14 protein-coding genes are annotated in these 15,266 nt (G+C 72.7%); 10 read left to right on the top strand and 4 right to left on the bottom strand.

From position 1 onward, the window contains the following. Window positions 1–56: 56 nt before the first annotated feature. Genes JOD95_RS02305 through JOD95_RS02295 form a run of 3 tightly spaced genes read left to right on the top strand, consistent with a single transcriptional unit; the run spans window position 57 to window position 2,850 of the window. A complete protein-coding gene (locus tag JOD95_RS02305; protein ID WP_209682719.1) occupies window positions 57–1,511 on the top strand; it encodes a ferric reductase-like transmembrane domain-containing protein in 1,455 nt (484 codons plus the stop codon). Next, window positions 1,508–2,023, top strand: a complete 516-nt coding sequence (locus JOD95_RS02300) for an FMN-binding protein (protein ID WP_209682717.1) — start codon at window positions 1,508–1,510, stop codon at window positions 2,021–2,023. The genes JOD95_RS02305 and JOD95_RS02300 overlap by 4 nt, the downstream gene beginning before the upstream one ends. After that, the gene (locus JOD95_RS02295; RefSeq protein WP_251160253.1) at window positions 2,020–2,850 is read left to right on the top strand and encodes an FAD:protein FMN transferase; all 831 of its coding nucleotides are present in this window, start codon (window positions 2,020–2,022) and stop codon (window positions 2,848–2,850) included. The genes JOD95_RS02300 and JOD95_RS02295 overlap by 4 nt, the downstream gene beginning before the upstream one ends. Here the strand turns inward: JOD95_RS02295 and JOD95_RS02290 are convergent. Then, window positions 2,805–4,385 carry a Na+/H+ antiporter gene (locus JOD95_RS02290; protein ID WP_307810348.1) on the bottom strand — a complete coding sequence of 527 codons (1,581 nt, stop codon included), beginning with the start codon at window positions 4,383–4,385 and terminating at the stop codon, window positions 2,805–2,807. The genes JOD95_RS02295 and JOD95_RS02290 overlap by 46 nt on opposite strands. A gap of 107 nt (window positions 4,386–4,492) precedes the next feature. Between JOD95_RS02290 and JOD95_RS02285 the strand changes: the two genes are divergently transcribed. Next, entirely contained in the window at window positions 4,493–6,445 is a 1,953-nt protein-coding gene (locus JOD95_RS02285; RefSeq protein ID WP_209683418.1) for a hypothetical protein, read from the top strand. After that, window positions 6,436–7,170, top strand: a complete 735-nt coding sequence (locus JOD95_RS02280; RefSeq protein WP_066654178.1) for a hypothetical protein — start codon at window positions 6,436–6,438, stop codon at window positions 7,168–7,170. The genes JOD95_RS02285 and JOD95_RS02280 overlap by 10 nt, the downstream gene beginning before the upstream one ends. A gap of 31 nt (window positions 7,171–7,201) precedes the next feature. Here JOD95_RS02280 and JOD95_RS02275 read toward each other — a convergent pair whose 3' ends face one another. From JOD95_RS02275 to JOD95_RS02265, 3 genes are all read right to left on the bottom strand, one after another. Next, a complete protein-coding gene (locus JOD95_RS02275; protein WP_209682714.1) occupies window positions 7,202–8,326 on the bottom strand; it encodes a DUF475 domain-containing protein in 1,125 nt (374 codons plus the stop codon). A gap of 163 nt (window positions 8,327–8,489) precedes the next feature. Continuing rightward, a complete protein-coding gene (locus tag JOD95_RS02270; RefSeq protein ID WP_209682713.1) occupies window positions 8,490–10,070 on the bottom strand; it encodes a UDP-N-acetylglucosamine 1-carboxyvinyltransferase in 1,581 nt (526 codons plus the stop codon). A 92-nt stretch (window positions 10,071–10,162) separates the two neighbouring features. After that, entirely contained in the window at window positions 10,163–11,356 is a 1,194-nt protein-coding gene (locus tag JOD95_RS02265; RefSeq protein WP_209682711.1) for a hypothetical protein, read from the bottom strand. Between the two features lie 115 nt (window positions 11,357–11,471). Here JOD95_RS02265 and JOD95_RS02260 point away from each other — a divergent pair, with 115 nt between their 5' ends. The 5 genes from JOD95_RS02260 (at window position 11,472) to fliN (ending at window position 15,266) form a co-directional block, all read left to right on the top strand. Further along, entirely contained in the window at window positions 11,472–11,774 is a 303-nt protein-coding gene (locus JOD95_RS02260) for a flagellar FlbD family protein (protein ID WP_066654183.1), read from the top strand. 2 nt (window positions 11,775–11,776) lie between these two features. Further along, window positions 11,777–12,592: a motility protein A gene (locus tag JOD95_RS02255; RefSeq protein WP_066654185.1), complete on the top strand. Its 816-nt coding sequence runs from the start codon at window positions 11,777–11,779 to the stop codon at window positions 12,590–12,592. A 2-nt stretch (window positions 12,593–12,594) separates the two neighbouring features. After that, window positions 12,595–13,527 carry a flagellar motor protein MotB gene (locus JOD95_RS02250; RefSeq protein WP_066654186.1) on the top strand — a complete coding sequence of 311 codons (933 nt, stop codon included), beginning with the start codon at window positions 12,595–12,597 and terminating at the stop codon, window positions 13,525–13,527. 153 nt (window positions 13,528–13,680) lie between these two features. Continuing rightward, complete coding sequence (locus tag JOD95_RS02245) at window positions 13,681–14,562, top strand: flagellar motor switch protein FliM (RefSeq protein WP_066654188.1); 882 nt, start codon at window positions 13,681–13,683, stop codon at window positions 14,560–14,562. Then, window positions 14,559–15,266 (top strand): flagellar motor switch protein FliN, encoded by a 708-nt coding sequence (gene fliN / locus JOD95_RS02240; RefSeq protein WP_066654190.1) that lies wholly within the window; start codon window positions 14,559–14,561, stop codon window positions 15,264–15,266. The genes JOD95_RS02245 and fliN overlap by 4 nt, the downstream gene beginning before the upstream one ends.

Below are 15,266 nucleotides of genomic sequence, written 5' to 3'. Positions count from 1 at the left end.
GGGACCGGTGTCGATGCTGAACGTCACCCGATCACCTGCTGGAGAGGAACGAGACGATGATCGACACCGCTCGCCCCACCCGACGTGCCGCGGCGGCTCCGCCGCGGCACTTCCCGGCACCGCCCGCGGAGCCCCTCGAGGTCGCCGCCCGGCGCCGTCGCCGATCCGGTCGCGGCCGTGCTGCGGTCACCGACCTGCTCGGTGTCCTCGCGTGGGCGTCCGCCGCCGTCGCCGTCGCGCTCTGGCTGGCCTCGCCGGGATCGCACTCGGTCTCGGGCGTCGGCGGCGTGCTCACCGACACCGGGATCGTCGCCGGTCTGGTCGCGACCGACCTGGTGCTCGTGATGCTCGTGCTCGCCGCGCGCGTGCCGCTGATCGACCGCGTGTTCGGCCAGGACAAGGCGATCGCGGTGCACCGGTCGCTCGGCGAGCCCGTGCTGTACCTGCTGCTGGCACACGGCGTGCTGCTGACGCTGGGCTACGGCGCGTCGTCGGGTACCGGCCCGATCGCCGAGACCGTCTCGCTCTTCTCCACGCCGGACATGCCGCTCGCGTACCTCGCCCTGGGGCTGTTCGTCGCGGTCGTGGTGTCGTCCCTCGTCGCGGTCCGGCGTCGACTGCCGTACGAGGCGTGGCACGTCGTCCACCTGCTCAGCTACGCCGCCGTCCTCGTCGCGTTGCCGCACATGCTCAGCGTCGGCAGCGTGCTCGGGCAGGGCACCTGGCAGCGGGTGTACTGGATCGCCGCGTACGCCGTCGCGCTCGGTCTCGTCGTCGTCCACCGCTTCGTCCGACCGGTGGTCGTGAGCCTGCGGCACCGCATCCGGGTGGTGGCGGTGGAGCCGATCGCTCCCGGAGTCGTGTCGATCCACCTGGCGGGCCGCGACCTCGACCGGCTGGGTGCCCGCGGCGGCCAGTACGGCGTCTGGCGGTTCTGGTCCGCGCGGACCTGGTGGCACGCCCACCCGGTGTCGTTCTCGGCCGTGCCCGGACGAGAGCGTGCCCGGATCACCGTGCGCGACCTCGGAGCGGGGTCCGCGCGCCTCGGGCGGATCCGGCCGGGTACCGCGGTGTCCCTCGAGGGCCCCTACGGCCTGTTCACGACCCGGGCCCGCACGGCCCCGTACCTCGCCCTCGTCGCATCGGGCATCGGGATCACGCCGGTCCGCGCGCTGCTCGAGGACACCGACCTGCGTCCCGGCGAGGCCACGGTGCTCCTGCGGGGGACCGACGCCGAGCAGCAGTACCTGTGGCAGGAGACCGCGGAGCTCGCTGCGGCGACCGGGAGCACCCTCTTCGCCGTGGTCGGGCACCGCGCGAGGTCGCAGGAGAGCTGGATGACGGAGGACGACCTCCGTCGTGGGGTCAGCCTGCGGTCGGTGTTCCCGCGGTTGCTCGAGTCCGACCTCTACGTCTGCGGGCCGCAGGCGTGGTCCGACCTGGTGGTGCGGGAGGCCCGGCTCGCCGGCGTCCCGGAGCACCAGATCCACCAGGAACGGTTCGGGTCGTGAGGGCCCGGGTGGTCGTCGGCGGCGTCCTGTCCTCGGTGGCGGTGCTCGCCATCGGGTGGCAGCTCGGCGGACAGCCGGCCGTGACGACACCGGCGCAGGGCACGACGTCGGGGAGCGGGTCGTCCGGCAGCGCCGGCTCGGGCGGGACCTCCGGCTCGTCGGCGTCGCCGGGACCGTCCGGCACCGGCTCGTCGGCGTCCGGCTCGTCTGCATCCGGCTCGTCCGGCGCGTCCGACTCCGGGACCTTCACCGGTGCCGCGGCGCAGACGCAGTACGGCGAGGTCCAGGTGCAGATCACCGTCGCCGACGGGAAGATCACCGACGTGACCCCCCTGCACCTGACCGACCGGGACGGCCGCTCCGTCGCGATCAGCCAGCAGGCCGCCCCGATCCTCCGGCAGGAGGCCCTGCAGACCCAGTCGGCGCAGATCCAGGCGGTGAGCGGCGCGACGTTCACGAGCGGGGGCTACACCACGTCGTTGCAGTCCGCGATCGACCAGGCCGGCCTGTGAGCGTCCTGACGTTCGAGACGATGGGGACCGTCGTGAGCCTCCGCGGTGCCACTCCGGAGGCCGCGTCCGCGGTCCGCGCCGTGTTCGCCGGGTACGACCACCGCTACAGCCTCTGGGACCCCGCTTCGGTGCTGAGCCGCATCGCCGCCGGGTCGCTCCGGCTGTCCGATGCGCCGACCGCGGTCCGGGACGTCTACGCGCTCGCCCTGTCGTGGCGGGATCGGACCGGTGGTGCCTTCACGCCCCACCGCCCGGACGGGGTGATCGACCTGTCCGGCGTCGTCAAGGCACTCGCGATCCGTGACGCCGGGGAGGTCCTCGACACCGGCACGGACGCCTGGATGCTCAGCGCCGGCGGCGACGTACTCGTCCGCGGCACCCACCGACCCGACGAGCCGTGGTCGGTCGGTGTCGTCGATCCCGGACGTCGGGACACCGTCGTCGGGGTCGTGCGGCTCGGCGGCAGCCGACGTGCGGTCGCGACCTCGGGGACCGCGGAGCGCGGGGAGCACATCTGGCGGCGGAGCGCGCCCGTGTTCGTGCAGGCGACCGTCGTCGCCGACGACGTCCTGACGGCGGACGTCCTCGCGACGGCCGTCGTCGCCGGGGACGAGGACGACCTCCGGCGACTGACCGCCGACGGAGACGTCGACGTGCTCGCCTTCACTGCCGACGGCCTCGTCTGGGCGACGCCCGGTGCGGCTCCCTGGGTGTCGTCAGCGCTCGGGCCGGGCGCTGTGCCCGTGGCGGGGCCGCTCGAGCAACCGCCCACGGGGCGGGCTCAGCTCGGCGTCGATCCCTCGAGCCGCGCCTCCTCGGCGTCGTAGCCCGCGCGCACCTGCCGGAGCACCAGGTCGTCGATCTCGTCGTCGTCCCGCAGCCGCAGCAGGGTGGCGGCCTTGTGCCGGACCAGGGCGAGCTCGAGCGCGACCGTCGCGTCGTGCCGCTGCAGCGTCGGGTGGTCCTCGTCGTCCTCCTCCCGAGCCTGGATCACGTCGAGGTGGGCCTCCAGGTCGCGTCGGACGCGGTCGATCGTCGCCCGGTCGGCACCTGCCCTGCGCGCCAGGCGGGGGAGCGCGTCGAGCGCTTCCTCGACCGCCGTGCGCTCGGCGTAGCGGCGTTCCTCGCCGACGGACTCGTCCTCGGGGAGCGCCGCGCGCCGCAGGACGGCGGGGAGCACGAGTGCCTGGCCGACGATGGTCACGACGACGACGCCGGCGGTGACGAACACGATGAGGTCGCGGTCGGGGAAGGCGCCCCCGGACTCGAGCGTGCGCGGCACCGCCACCGCCATCGCCAGGGAGACCGCACCGCGGAACCCGGCGAAGCCGCTCACCAGTCGGTCGCGTCGACCCTCCCGCGGCTCGCCGCCGAACCGCCGGGTGACGAGCCAGACGGTTCCTCCGATCGTGCCCTCGAAGGCGAACCGCACGAGCACGAGCACGACGGAGACCGCGAGCACGAGACCGACGCCGCTCCACAGCTCACGGGCGGCGAGGGCACGGGCAGCGACCATCGCCTCGATGCCGACGAGCACGAACAGCGCACCGTTGAGCAGGTACGTCAGGAAGGACCAGAAGGCGCGGACCTGCTGGCGGGTCTCCGCCCGGTCGAGCTTCGGAGCGACCTGGCTCACGACGATGCCCGCGGCGACGACGGCGAGCACCCCGGACGCGCCGACGGCCTCGGCGCCGAGGAACGCCGCGAACGGCACGAGCAGCGTGACGAGGTTCTCGAGCACGACCGTGTCGACCCGTCGGAGCACGAGCGAGCCGAGCCACGCGGCGAGGAGTCCGGCCGCGACCCCGCCGACGTACGACAGGACGAGCATGCCGGAGACGTTCCAGAACGTGAGCTCCTGCGTCCCGACGGTCACGGCGACCGCGATGCCGTACACGACCAGGGTGGTGCCGTCGTTCACCAGGCTCTCCGCGCGGAGGACCGTGACGTTCCGGCGGGGCAGCATCTTCGTGAGCACACCCACGGCCGTGGCGTCGGTCGGGGCAACCGCTGCGCCGAGCACCCAGGCCGGCCCCCAGGGCATGCCCAGCAGGTGCAGGAGCGTCGCCACGACGCCGGCGGTCACGACGACGAGCAGCGTGCCCATCAACACGATGCCGCGCAGGTTCTTGCGGATCTCCCGGAGCGACGTGGTGAGGCTCTCCCAGTAGAGCAGTGCGGGGAGGAACAGCAGCAGCACGGCCTCGGCGGGCAGTTCGACCCGACCGAAGGTGGGGACGAAGGCGAGCAGCGCGCCGATGACGAGCAGGAGCACGGGCGGCGCGATCCTGATGCGGTCCGCGACGGCAGCCGTCACGGCGATGGCGAGCCCGAGGGCCACCACCAGTTCTGGACCGAGCACGTGTCTCCTCAGGATTCGTTGCGACGCGTCAGTCAACGCCGAACGTGCTGCACGTCCTTCCCGATCGGTCCGGCACGGATGGTGGAGGGCGGCTATGCTCCACCTGTATGGGGGTACAGTTCGACGACGGCGCCGCGCAGGGACTCGTGACGGCAGCATCACACGCAGACCGGGTCCTCGCTGAGCAGGGGGCAGGGAGACGCAGCTCGGCAGAGTCGGCGTCGCAGGAGTTCCGGGGCGCGTACGCACGCCTCTTCCAACAGGCGTGCGCGACCGAGGCCCAGGATCGAGCCCGCTTGGCGTCGGTGCTCGACGACCTGGCGCGGCAGGTCCGGCTCGCCACGCAGCTGGCCGCCGAGGAGCGCGCTCGGCTCGCCGACGTCGCGGCCTGGGACGCGCGTGAGGCGGACCGCGCTGAACGACGGGACGACGACGCGGTGCAGTGGATCGCCTCGGGGGTGGAGGGGCTCTTCGACCCGCGGCCGACCGCGCCGCCCGTGCAGCCCCCGACGGTCGCCGTCGCGTTCTCGCCCACGCAGCGCACCAGGACCTCGACCGGCTCCGGATCCGCGACGAGCAGCGCCGACCCGACCGACCTCCGGAGCTTCGTGACGCACGCCCGAGCGGCCGACACCGCGCTCCGCGCCGAGGTGGACCGGGTCGGGACCGCGTGGTCGCGCTTCGTCGCCTCGTGTTCGTGGGTGCCGACCGGCGGCCCGGGGTTCGTCGACGGCGCTCGGCGCCTCGTGGACGAGAACGACGCGGACGCAGGATGGATCGAGCACGTCGCTGGCGCCTTCGAGCAGGCGGGCAACGGCACCCTCACCGACCGGGTCCTCGACCTCGTCGTCGCCGCCGCCCTCTCCGCCGAGGGTGTCGACCCCCTCGAGGTCCTGTCGCACATGGATCCGGAGGTCGGAGCGGCGTGGCTGGCGGCGAACCCGGACGTCCTCGACCGGCTCGTCGCGGATCCACCCGCGTGGGGGACGTCGTCGACGGTGCTGTCGGCGATCGTCGGAGCGGCCCGCGCCGCCGACCTGCCGCCGACCCGGTACGCCGACGTGCTGCAACGCATGTACGTGACCCGTGCGGCCGAGAAGGTCGGCATCGACATGGCGACGTGGCAGCTGGACCGTGGAGCTCCGGCACTGATGCCGCAGGTCGCCGGCTCGTACGAGTACTACGCGAGCCTGTACCTCGACGATCCCGCCTTCACGTGGGCCGGCATGGCGAACATGGTCGGCCCGGACTTCGCGGCGGGCTTCCTCGACCTGCACTCGTTCCGCGACCACATCCAGACGGCACGTCCGCTGGCGCCTCCGTCGATCCGACCGCTCATCGACCAGCTGGCCGGGATGGGCGACGACGAGATCGCCTTCTACGAACGCACGTTCCTCGGCATGCAGAAGGACATCTTCCTGGACGCTTCGACGATGCACGAGGCCTACCTCGACGGCGGCATGACGAGCATCGACGAGCTCCGTGCCGCGGGGCTCCTCCGCGGTGCGAACGACGACCCGGTCGACGCCGCGCTGTCGGAGCGGCAGACGTACTCCGCCTGGCAGGACATCGACGCCGGCAGGCGCACGGGGGACCAGGACCGCATCGCACAGGGCAACGAGACCCTGCTGCTCCGCGAGCAGCGCGACACCATCCAGGGCGCCTACCAGCAGATGCACGACCGAGAGCCGACCGGTGAGGCCCTCACGACGATGTTGGGGATCGTCGGCGACGCGTCCATCCCCGGAACCAAGACGCTCGGCCAGTTCGAGGGCGGCATCGACGTACCGGTCGACGTGAACCCCTTCAGCCCCGGCACACAGGGCTGGGTGGACCACTGGTACATCCCCCAGGGGAACATCTCGGAGTTCGATACCCGGTGGGACTACATCGAGGGAGACACGCTGCCCGCGTGGCAGCAGCTCGTCCAGGACGACCCCGACCGTGCCCGCGGACTCGTGGGTGGGTCGGTCCCCGATCGGATCCGGCAACGTCGGCTCGACAACCGCATCCCGGAACTCCTCGACAACCTCCACGACTCGGAGCTCGCATGGCACTGAACGCTCGTCGCCCAGGGATCGCGGCAGCGGTCGTCGCCACCGCGGTCGTCGCCCTGCTGTCGGGCTGCGCCGGCCCGCCACCGGGGGCCCAGTCCGACCCCTCCACCCGTCCCGACCGAAGCGAGACCGACGTGCAGCACAACGGCCCCACCCCGACCGCCATGCGCCTCGAGGACGGCGTGGAGGTCTGGGACCTCACCGGCACGCCGAGCGTCGAGGCGTTCGGCGTCGACACCGACGGCGAGTCGCCGGTCCGGAACGCGGTCGCCGCCTACAGCTCCACCGATGATCGACCGGCACGCTTCGTCCTCCCGGGCGACCGGGTCGTCGACCTGCCGGTCGGCGAGGTGATCGTCACCGTCGACGACTACCCGGACGGGCTCACCGACTCCTCCGGCGAGGTCATCACCCCGGCAGGTCGGTCGTTCGTCCTGCAGGTCGAGGGACCGACGACCTCCGGTGCGGCCGCAGGGGTCGCGGCCTACCGGGACGCGCTCGAGTCGGCCGACCTCCCGACGAACGGAGCGGACGAGCTGCAGGAGAAGGTCGAGTCGGTCCCCTCGATCGACGGGACGGAGACGAGCGGGCGGCTGGGCGCGAGCACCGACGTGCCCGTGCCGGACGGGATGTCCGCGGCGCTCAGCTCGCGGTTCCGTCCGTCGGACACGACGCCGACGTTCCGGATGCAGCTCTTCGTCTCCTGGGAGCCGGTGCCGATCCCCTGAACGGTGAGGGGCGGCACGGACCGCGATCGCGTCAGCCCGCCAGGGTCCTCCGCCGGGACCGTCGCGCCCATGCCCGCCACGGCAGCGAGCTGGCCAGCGCGAGACCGATGACGACGGTGCCGAACCAGGCGACGACCACCCCGGGGACCGGCACGAGCAGGCTCGTCCAGAGCAGCACCGCGAGGACCCCGAGGACGTACGCGGCCCCGGCCTTCAGGTACCGGAGGCGCTTGAGCGTCGCCGCCTGGTCCAGGCGCGACGTCGTCCGGGCGAGGAACACCGCGCCGACGGCGATGGCTGCGACCGCGAGTGCGGCCTGCTCGAGCGCACCGAGTCCGTCCACGCCGAGCACGCCCGACCCCGACAGGCTGTACACGCCGTCGAGGATCTCGAACAGCATGAAGACGACGAGCCCGCGTTCGAAGACCACCGTCGAGGCGTAGGCGTGGACCCGCCACGCGCCGCTCGTTCCGACCGCTCCGGTGTCCGTGCCGTCCACGCCCCGCAGCGCCCACCGGGCGATCCGCTTCGACACGAGGTACGCGCCGACGCCGGCCGCGCCGCAGACGGCGACCGGCAGCACCGTGTCAGGGGCCGACGCGTCGTGGCGTCCGACCAGGACGGTCGTGACGAGCACGCCGGTCGCAGCGGTGACCACGGACCAGACGCGCGGCCGCGCGACCCGGGCGAGCCGTGCCTCCAGACCGCCCAGCCAGGACCGCCGTGACAGGCGGTCGGTGTTGAACAGGTACTCGGCGAAGACCAACCAGATGAAGGCCGCGCCGAAGGCAGCCAGTGCGGGACGGACCTCGGCGAGGTGCGCCGAGAAGGACCCGGGGGCGAAGACGGCCTCGTCGACGGCGGACGCGGGGTCCGCCGCTCCGCCGACGGCGACGGCCGCGGGTGGCAGGAGCAGGCGCATCGCGAGCACTCCGGCGACGATGCCGAGCGACAGGAAGAGCCGTCGTGCGGGGGAGTGCAGCCGACCGGCGATGCCCGCCATCGGGACCGACGAGTCCGCGGCCATCGCGATCTCGAGCAGGGCGAGTGCGGCGAAGGCCAGGGCGGCTGCCGGGCCGAGGGTGACCCACGCGGCGGCGGCGGCGGCCGCCACGGTGAGGACGAGGGGGACGGTCAGGAGCGATCTCGTGGCCATGTCCCCATGCAGCACCTGTCGGCTGGATCGCGCATCCGTCCCGTCTGGCAGACGCGTCGGAGGCACCGGTGCGTTCTCCGGAACGGGTGACGGCCCGTCCCCACTTGCGGGGACGGGCCGTCGGGTGCGGTGACCGGAGAGGTCGCCCGGGCGGTGCTGAGGGTCAGTCGTGGAACGTCTCGATGGACGCGCCGAGCGAGTTGAGGCGCTCCTGCAGCTGCTCGTAGCCGCGGGCGATGATGCCGACGTTGCGCAGGACGCTCTCGCCCTTCGCGGCGAGCATCGCCAGCAGGATGACGACCGCGGGCCGCAGGGCGGGCGGGCAGCTGACCTCGGCGCCGGAGAAGTGCGTCGGGCCGGTCACGTCGAGGCGGTGCGGGTCGCGCAGGGTGACGCTCGCGCCGAGGCGGGTGAGGTCGAGCAGGTGGATCGCCCGGCCCTCGTACACCCAGTCGTGCACGAGCGTCGTGCCCTCGGCCATCGCTGCGATGACGACGAAGAACGGCAGGTTGTCGATGTTGAGGCCCGGGAACGGCATCGCGTGGATCTTGTCGATCGGCGCGTGCAGCTCGGACGGGTGCACCGTGATGTCGACCAGGCGCGTGCGACCGTTGGCGGCGGCGTACTCCTCGCTGACGTCGAACCGCAGGCCCATCTCGGCGAGGGTCGCGAGCTCGATCTCGAGGAACTCGATCGGCGCTCGGGTCACCGTGAGGGTGGACGCGGTGACGATCCCCGCGGTCAGGAGGCTCATCGCCTCGACCGGGTCCTCGCTCGGCCAGTAGTCCACGACCTCGTCGATACGGCTCTTCCCGGTGATGCGGAGCGTCGTCGAACCGATGCCCTCGACCTGCACGCCGAGCAGTTCGAGGAAGAAGCAGAGGTCCTGCACCATGTAGTTGGGGCTGGCGTTGCGGATCGTGGTGACGCCGTCGCGGGCGGCCGCGGCGAGGATCGCGTTCTCCGTGACGGTGTCACCGCGCTCGGTCAGCACGACCGACTTCGTCGGCACCTCGGTGTTCGCCACGTCGACCTCGTACCAGCCGGAGGTCGCCTCGACGTCGACGCCGAACGGCCGCAGGGCGATGAGGTGCGGTTCGACCGTGCGGGTGCCGAGGTCGCAGCCGCCGGCGTAGGGCAGACGGAACGAGCCGTAGCGACCGCTGAGCGGGCCGAGGAACATGAGCACGCTCCGGGTGCGCCGGGCGGCGTCGGCGTCGATCGCGTCCAGTCGCAGGTCCGACGGGGCGACGATCTCGAGGACCTCGCCGTCCTCCGACCACGTGACGGTGGCCCCGAGGCTGCGGAGCACGTCGATGATGCGGTCGACCTCGACGATGCGGGCCACCTTGTGCAGCCGGGTGACCCCGCGGTTGAGCAGCGACGCGCAGAGCAGTGCGACGGCGGCGTTCTTGCTCGAGTTCACGGCGATGGAGCCGCTGAGCTTCCGACCGCCCTGCACCCGGAGGTGGGCGCGCTGCGGGGCGCCGCCGATCGAGACGATCTGCTGGTCGAGCGCGTCGCTGATGCGCGTGAGCATCTCGAGCGACAGGTTCTGTCCGCCCTGCTCGATGCGGTTGATCGCGCTCTGGCTCGTGCCGACGCGTTCGGCGAGCTGGGTCTGGGTCATGCTGCGGCCCTTGCGGGCGCCCCGGATGAGGGCGCCGACCTCGCGCAGCGGAGCGGCGGCGGGCGCGGTGCCGGTCGGCTCGGCGGGCGTGACGACGGTGGTGGTGTCGGACATGGTCGCCACGGTAACACGCTCATGAGATAAAACAGGGGACATCGCCCGGCGATCATCCAGGATCGGATCGGGAATAACTCGTCCATGAGAGTTCAGGCCGGCAACCAGCCGCGGTCCTCGCCGCTCCACCGCCACATCGTCGAGGGGCCGAGGGCGGGTCGGGGGTCGCGCAGCCAGACCGTCGTGTCGGGGGTCCACCCGGCGATGACGCTCGCCGGGGTGCCGTCAGCCGAGTGCAGGGTGCCCTCTGCCGAGTCCAGGGTGCCGTCGGCAGAGTCCGCGGTGCCGTCGGCCGAGTCCGCGGTGCCGTCGGCCGAGTCCGCGTCGACCGGGATCGCGGTACCGGAGGCGCGAAGCCATCCCCGCAGGGTCAGGTGCACCGCGTCGTACCGCTCGGCGATCGCGGCCCAGTCCGGCACGACCCAGGCGCCGTCGCGACCGGTCGCCCGGTACCAGTCGTGGCGACGGGTCGTGGCCGTGACGTCGATCGGTGCCGCACGGCAGAGCGCGGCCCAGTCCTCGGCGTCGTCGACCACCACGATGCGCGCTGATGGATCGACCGCAACGGGGGCGACCGCAGCGCGCTCCCACCCGGTGTGGTCCTCGACCGCCCACAACCCGAGTGGCCCGCGGCCGTCGCGTTCGGTGGTGGTGTCGAGGAGCCCGCCGGGAGGGGTCGTCCACCACGTCCCGCTGATCGGCGCGGTGACCGGGTCGCCCAGGCCGTGGGAGCGTTCGTCCAGCAGCTCGCGCCGCCACTCGGCGAGCACCGCTGCGGCACGGCGAACGGCGCCGCCGTACCCGGACGTGTCCGGGGTGACGGTCCACTGTCGCGGAGCCGGAGCCGGAGCCGCAGCCGGGGCCGTGGCGAACAGCGCCTGCACGCCTGGGGCAGCCGCCACCGCCGTGGCGATCCGCTCGTGCAGCGACCGCGGGACGACGGTCCCGAGCAGGACGTCCTCGGCGTCCGGCTCCTGCCACCACATCGCCGACTCCGCTACGCGACCGAGGGCCGCGAGCACCTGGTCGAGCGTGGCCGACGCGGGGTCGGCAGCGTCGAACAGGGCCTCGACGGCGGTGACCACGTCGTCGTCCGACGGAGCCGGACGCGGCTCGGACGCTCCGGGTCCGAACAGCGAGACGCCGTCACCGCGGTGGACGGAGGTCCAGTAGGACGCCCAGAAGAGCGTGTCGTCGTCCGGCTGGTCGCCGACGGTACCGAGCACGACCTCCCAGCAGAGGCGCCGCCCCCGCGGCCCGGCGAGCAGGTCCTCGACGATGGTCACCACGCCAGGCTAACGGGGGTGCGACCGTCGCCGATAACGACCGGTGCACACCCACGGACGGGTCTGCATCCCGCCCCACGGACGGCGGCGGGACGATCGAGAACCAGGACGGGCCATGATCGTCGTCACACGACTCAACGGCAGCGCATTCGCTGTCAACCCCGACCTCGTGGAGCGCATCCAGGAGACGCCGGACACGACGCTCATCATGGTCGACGGCGCCAAGTACATCGTGCGCGAGTCCATGGCCGACGTCATCGGCCTCGTCGCCGCCTACCGCGCGCGGATCGTCGGCATGGCCTACGGCACCGACACCGCGGTGGACGCGACCGGACCGCAGCCGGTCCTCGCGCCCGTCGCGCCGCTCGTCACCAACGGACGACGCGACGCCGTCCGGAGCCAGGACGGGGGGCGCTGACCGTGGACATCGCAACGATCGTCGGCATCCTGCTCGCCTTCGGCGCCCTGTTCGGGATGGCGCAGATGGAGCACGTCGAGATGGCGGGACTCTTCCTGCCCGCGCCGATGCTCCTCGTCTTCGTCGCCACCATCGGCTGCGGCGTCGCGAGCACCACCATGAAGGACGCCCTCGCCGCGTTCAAGACCGTCCCGAAGGCGTTCACCGGCAAGGTCACCCCACCGCAGACGGTCATCGACGACGTGGTCGGGTTGGCCGAGACGGCCCGCGCCAACGGCCTGCTCGCGCTCGAGCAGGAGGCCGACAAGCACGACGACCCGTTCATGAAGAAGGCCCTGCAGAACATCGCGGACGGCACCGACGGCGACGAGCTCCGGATCCTGCTCGAGGACGAGATCGAGTCGAACGCCGCACCGATGCGGAGCGCCAGTGCGTTCTTCATGGGCCTGGGCGGCTTCGCCCCGACCGTCGGCATCATCGGCACCGTGGTGTCCCTGACCCACGTGCTGGCGAACCTCGGCAAGCCCGACGAGCTCGGCCCGCTCATCGCGAGCGCGTTCGTCGCGACGCTCTGGGGCCTGCTCACCGCGAACTTCCTCTGGCTGCCCTTCGGCGGCAAGCTCCGGAAGCTCGCGCAGCTCGAGGCCGACCGGCAGACCCTGCTGATGGAGGGCCTGCTCGCCGTGCAGGCCGGCAGCCAACCCCGACTGCTCGGTGAGCGCCTCACCGCGATGGTCCCGCCCGCAGCGCGCGGTGCCGGCGGCAAGGACGGGAAGACCGCGAAGGCCACCGCCGACGACCAGCAGCTGGCGGCCTGACCGTGAGCGCGAACCCCCGCGGGCGCGGGCGCGGCCGGAAGAAGGGCGGCCACGACGAGGCCGAGCACCCGGACGAGCGCTGGATGGCGTCGTACATGGACATGATCACGGTGCTCATGTGCATGTTCCTCGTGCTCTTCGCCATGTCGTCGGTCGACCAGGAGAAGTACATCGCGCTGAAGAACTCGCTCGCGACGGGGTTCGGCGAGGTGAAGTCCGGCAAGGTCGACACCGCCTCGGGCACGATCGTGTCGAAGTCCCAGGTGACGAAGGACGGCAAGGGGTACGCGACGGACAAGTCCGACGCCGACCACTCGACCGCCGCGTCCGGCGCCGACGACACGAACGTCGACCCGGCGTCGACCGCGGTGCCGCCGGTCGCGTCGAAGGCCGACCTGGCGGCGGCCCAGCGGGAGCTCGACGACCTCAAGGCGATCGAGGCGGCCATCCAGGGCAACCTCGAGCAGGCGGGGGAGTCGTCGAAGGTGCAGTTCGCCGTCGACGACCGCGGCCTGACGGTCCGGCTCGTCGGGAGCGAGACCTACTTCGCGACGAACAGCGCCGACCTGTCCGACCAGGCCCGCCGCATCATGGACGCGATCGCGCCGGTACTGAAGACCAGCGGACACGACGTCAGCGTCGAGGGCCACGCCGACCAGCGGAACTCGACCGCCCCGTACGCGACGAACTGGGAGCTCAGCGCCGCACGCGCGACCGGGGTGCTCCGCGACCTGGTCGAACGGGGCGGGATGCCGGCGGACCACGTGCAGAGCGTCGGCTTCGGGTCGAGCCGCCCGCTCGCGAAGGGCGCGAGCGACGCGGACAACACCCTCAACCGCCGGGTCGACATCGTCGTGCTGTCGAACCAGGACCAGGACGTCAGCGAGCTGATGCCCGCCCTCGCCACGGCGCAGGACGGAGCGCGACAGGGGTAGACCCCGGCGGGCAGGGCCCGCACCCCAGCGCGGACCGGACCGCAGGACGAGCGCCGACGAGCGGCCACGGGTCGCCCCGACGCCGGGTCCGCCGCCGCCCCAGAACGGGGCACAGCGCTGACGCCTGCCCGTCGCCGGTCGACAGACGCACCCGTGACCGACACCCTGCCAGCGCCCGAGGTGTACGACTTCGCGCGCCCGTCGACGCTCGCCCGCGAGCACGCACGGGTGCTCGAGCTCGCCTTCGAGACGTTCGCGCGGCAGTGGGGCACGCAGCTCACCGCGAAGGTGCGTGCCGTCAGCCAGGTGACCTGCGAGCAGGTCTCGATGACGACGTACGACGAGTACGCCGCGTCCCTGCCCGCCCTCACCGGCATGGTGCTGCTGCCGATCGCCGACACCGCGCCGAAGGGCGTGCTGCAGGTCCCGCTCGACGCGGCCCTGACGTGGGTGTCGCACGCCCTCGGCGCATCGAAGCCGCTGCCGACACCGGAGCGCACCTTCACGCCGATCGAGCAGGCCCTGGTGCGGAAGATCGTCGAGGACGCCCTCGACGACCTCCGCTACTCGTTCGGCGGGCTCCTCGCGCACGAGGTCACCACCGGCGGCTTCCAGTTCAACAGCCAGTTCGCCCAGGCCGCGCAGAAGGGCGACCTGATGATCGTCGCCGCGTTCTCGATCCGGGTCGGCGACCGCGTCGCACCCGGCACGCTCGCCCTGCCGGCGGAGGCCGTGCTGCCGCAGCTCGGCGAGGACACCACGAGCGTCTCGGCCGCCGACGCCCGCGCCCTGCTCGACGCGCAGCTCGCGAACGTCCCGGTCGGCGTCAGCCTGCACTTCGCGCCCGCCGCCGTGCTGCCCACGCAGGTGCTCCGGCTGGCCGTCGGCGACGTCCTGCCGCTGCCGCACCCGCAGCACCGCCCCCTGACCATCGCGGTCGACGGCGAACCCGTCGGTACCGCCGCCGTCGGCGCCAACGGCTCGCGCCTGGCCGGCATCGTCGTCACCACCACCGATCCGGAGCAGCACGCATGAGCGCCACCACCACCCTCCACGCCACCGCGGCCGAGTCGCTCGCGGCGCAGCTCCCGACGGCGGCACCCCTGACCGCCGTGCCCCTGCCGGGAGGCGCGACCCCGGTCGTCCTCGAGGCCGCCGTCGACGGTGTGGTCGCGTCCTTCGTCGGCGGACTCTCCGCGGACCTCGCGCTGGTCCTCACCGACCTCGGCGCGGTCGTCGCCGCGGGCGGCGCCGACGCCGGCCTGGTCGACGTCACCGACGTGCTCCGCCCGTCGCTCGAGGCCGCTGCCTCCGTGCTCGGCGTCGGTGTGCTCGGGGACGCCCGTCGCGAGTCGGCGGCCTCGCTGTTCGCCGACCCGGAGACGGTCGTCTTCGAGCTCACCGCGGGCGGGGTCCCCGGCGGCTGGTTCGCGCTGCGCGTCCGTGAGAACGGCACGGTCTCGGCACCGCTCGCCGCCGGCGCCGTCCCCGCCGGGAACCTCGGTCGCATCAACAACGTCGAGATGACGCTGACCGTCGAGATCGGTCGGACCCGGATGTCGGTGCGCGACGTGCTCGGCATGGAACCCGGCGCCGTGGTCGAGCTCGACCGCAGCGCCGGTGCCCCCGCTGACGTGCTGCTCAACGGCCGGTTGATCGCCCACGGCGAGGTCGTCGTCGTCGACCAGGACTACGCCGTCCGCATCACCAGGATCCTCGACGTCGCCGAAGCGGTCTGA

Source organism: Curtobacterium sp. 1310 (genome assembly GCF_017834105.1).
Taxonomy (GTDB): domain Bacteria; phylum Actinomycetota; class Actinomycetes; order Actinomycetales; family Microbacteriaceae; genus Curtobacterium.
The sequence above is the reverse complement of the archived record's forward strand: the minus strand, read 5'-3'. Positions and strand labels throughout refer to the sequence as shown.

Excerpts from the sequence above, each read along its gene's own strand:
- fliN (WP_066654190.1), top strand. The coding sequence starts at position 14,559 with ATGAGCGCCACCACCACCCTCCACGCCACCGCGGCCGAGTCGCTCGCG.
- JOD95_RS02260 (WP_066654183.1), top strand. The coding sequence starts at position 11,472 with ATGATCGTCGTCACACGACTCAACGGCAGCGCATTCGCTGTCAACCCC.
- JOD95_RS02280 (WP_066654178.1), top strand. The coding sequence starts at position 6,436 with ATGGCACTGAACGCTCGTCGCCCAGGGATCGCGGCAGCGGTCGTCGCC.
- JOD95_RS02270 (WP_209682713.1), bottom strand. The coding sequence starts at position 10,070 with ATGTCCGACACCACCACCGTCGTCACGCCCGCCGAGCCGACCGGCACC.
- JOD95_RS02285 (WP_209683418.1), top strand. The coding sequence starts at position 4,493 with ATGGGGGTACAGTTCGACGACGGCGCCGCGCAGGGACTCGTGACGGCA.
- JOD95_RS02275 (WP_209682714.1), bottom strand. The coding sequence starts at position 8,326 with ATGGCCACGAGATCGCTCCTGACCGTCCCCCTCGTCCTCACCGTGGCG.
- JOD95_RS02305 (WP_209682719.1), top strand. The coding sequence starts at position 57 with ATGATCGACACCGCTCGCCCCACCCGACGTGCCGCGGCGGCTCCGCCG.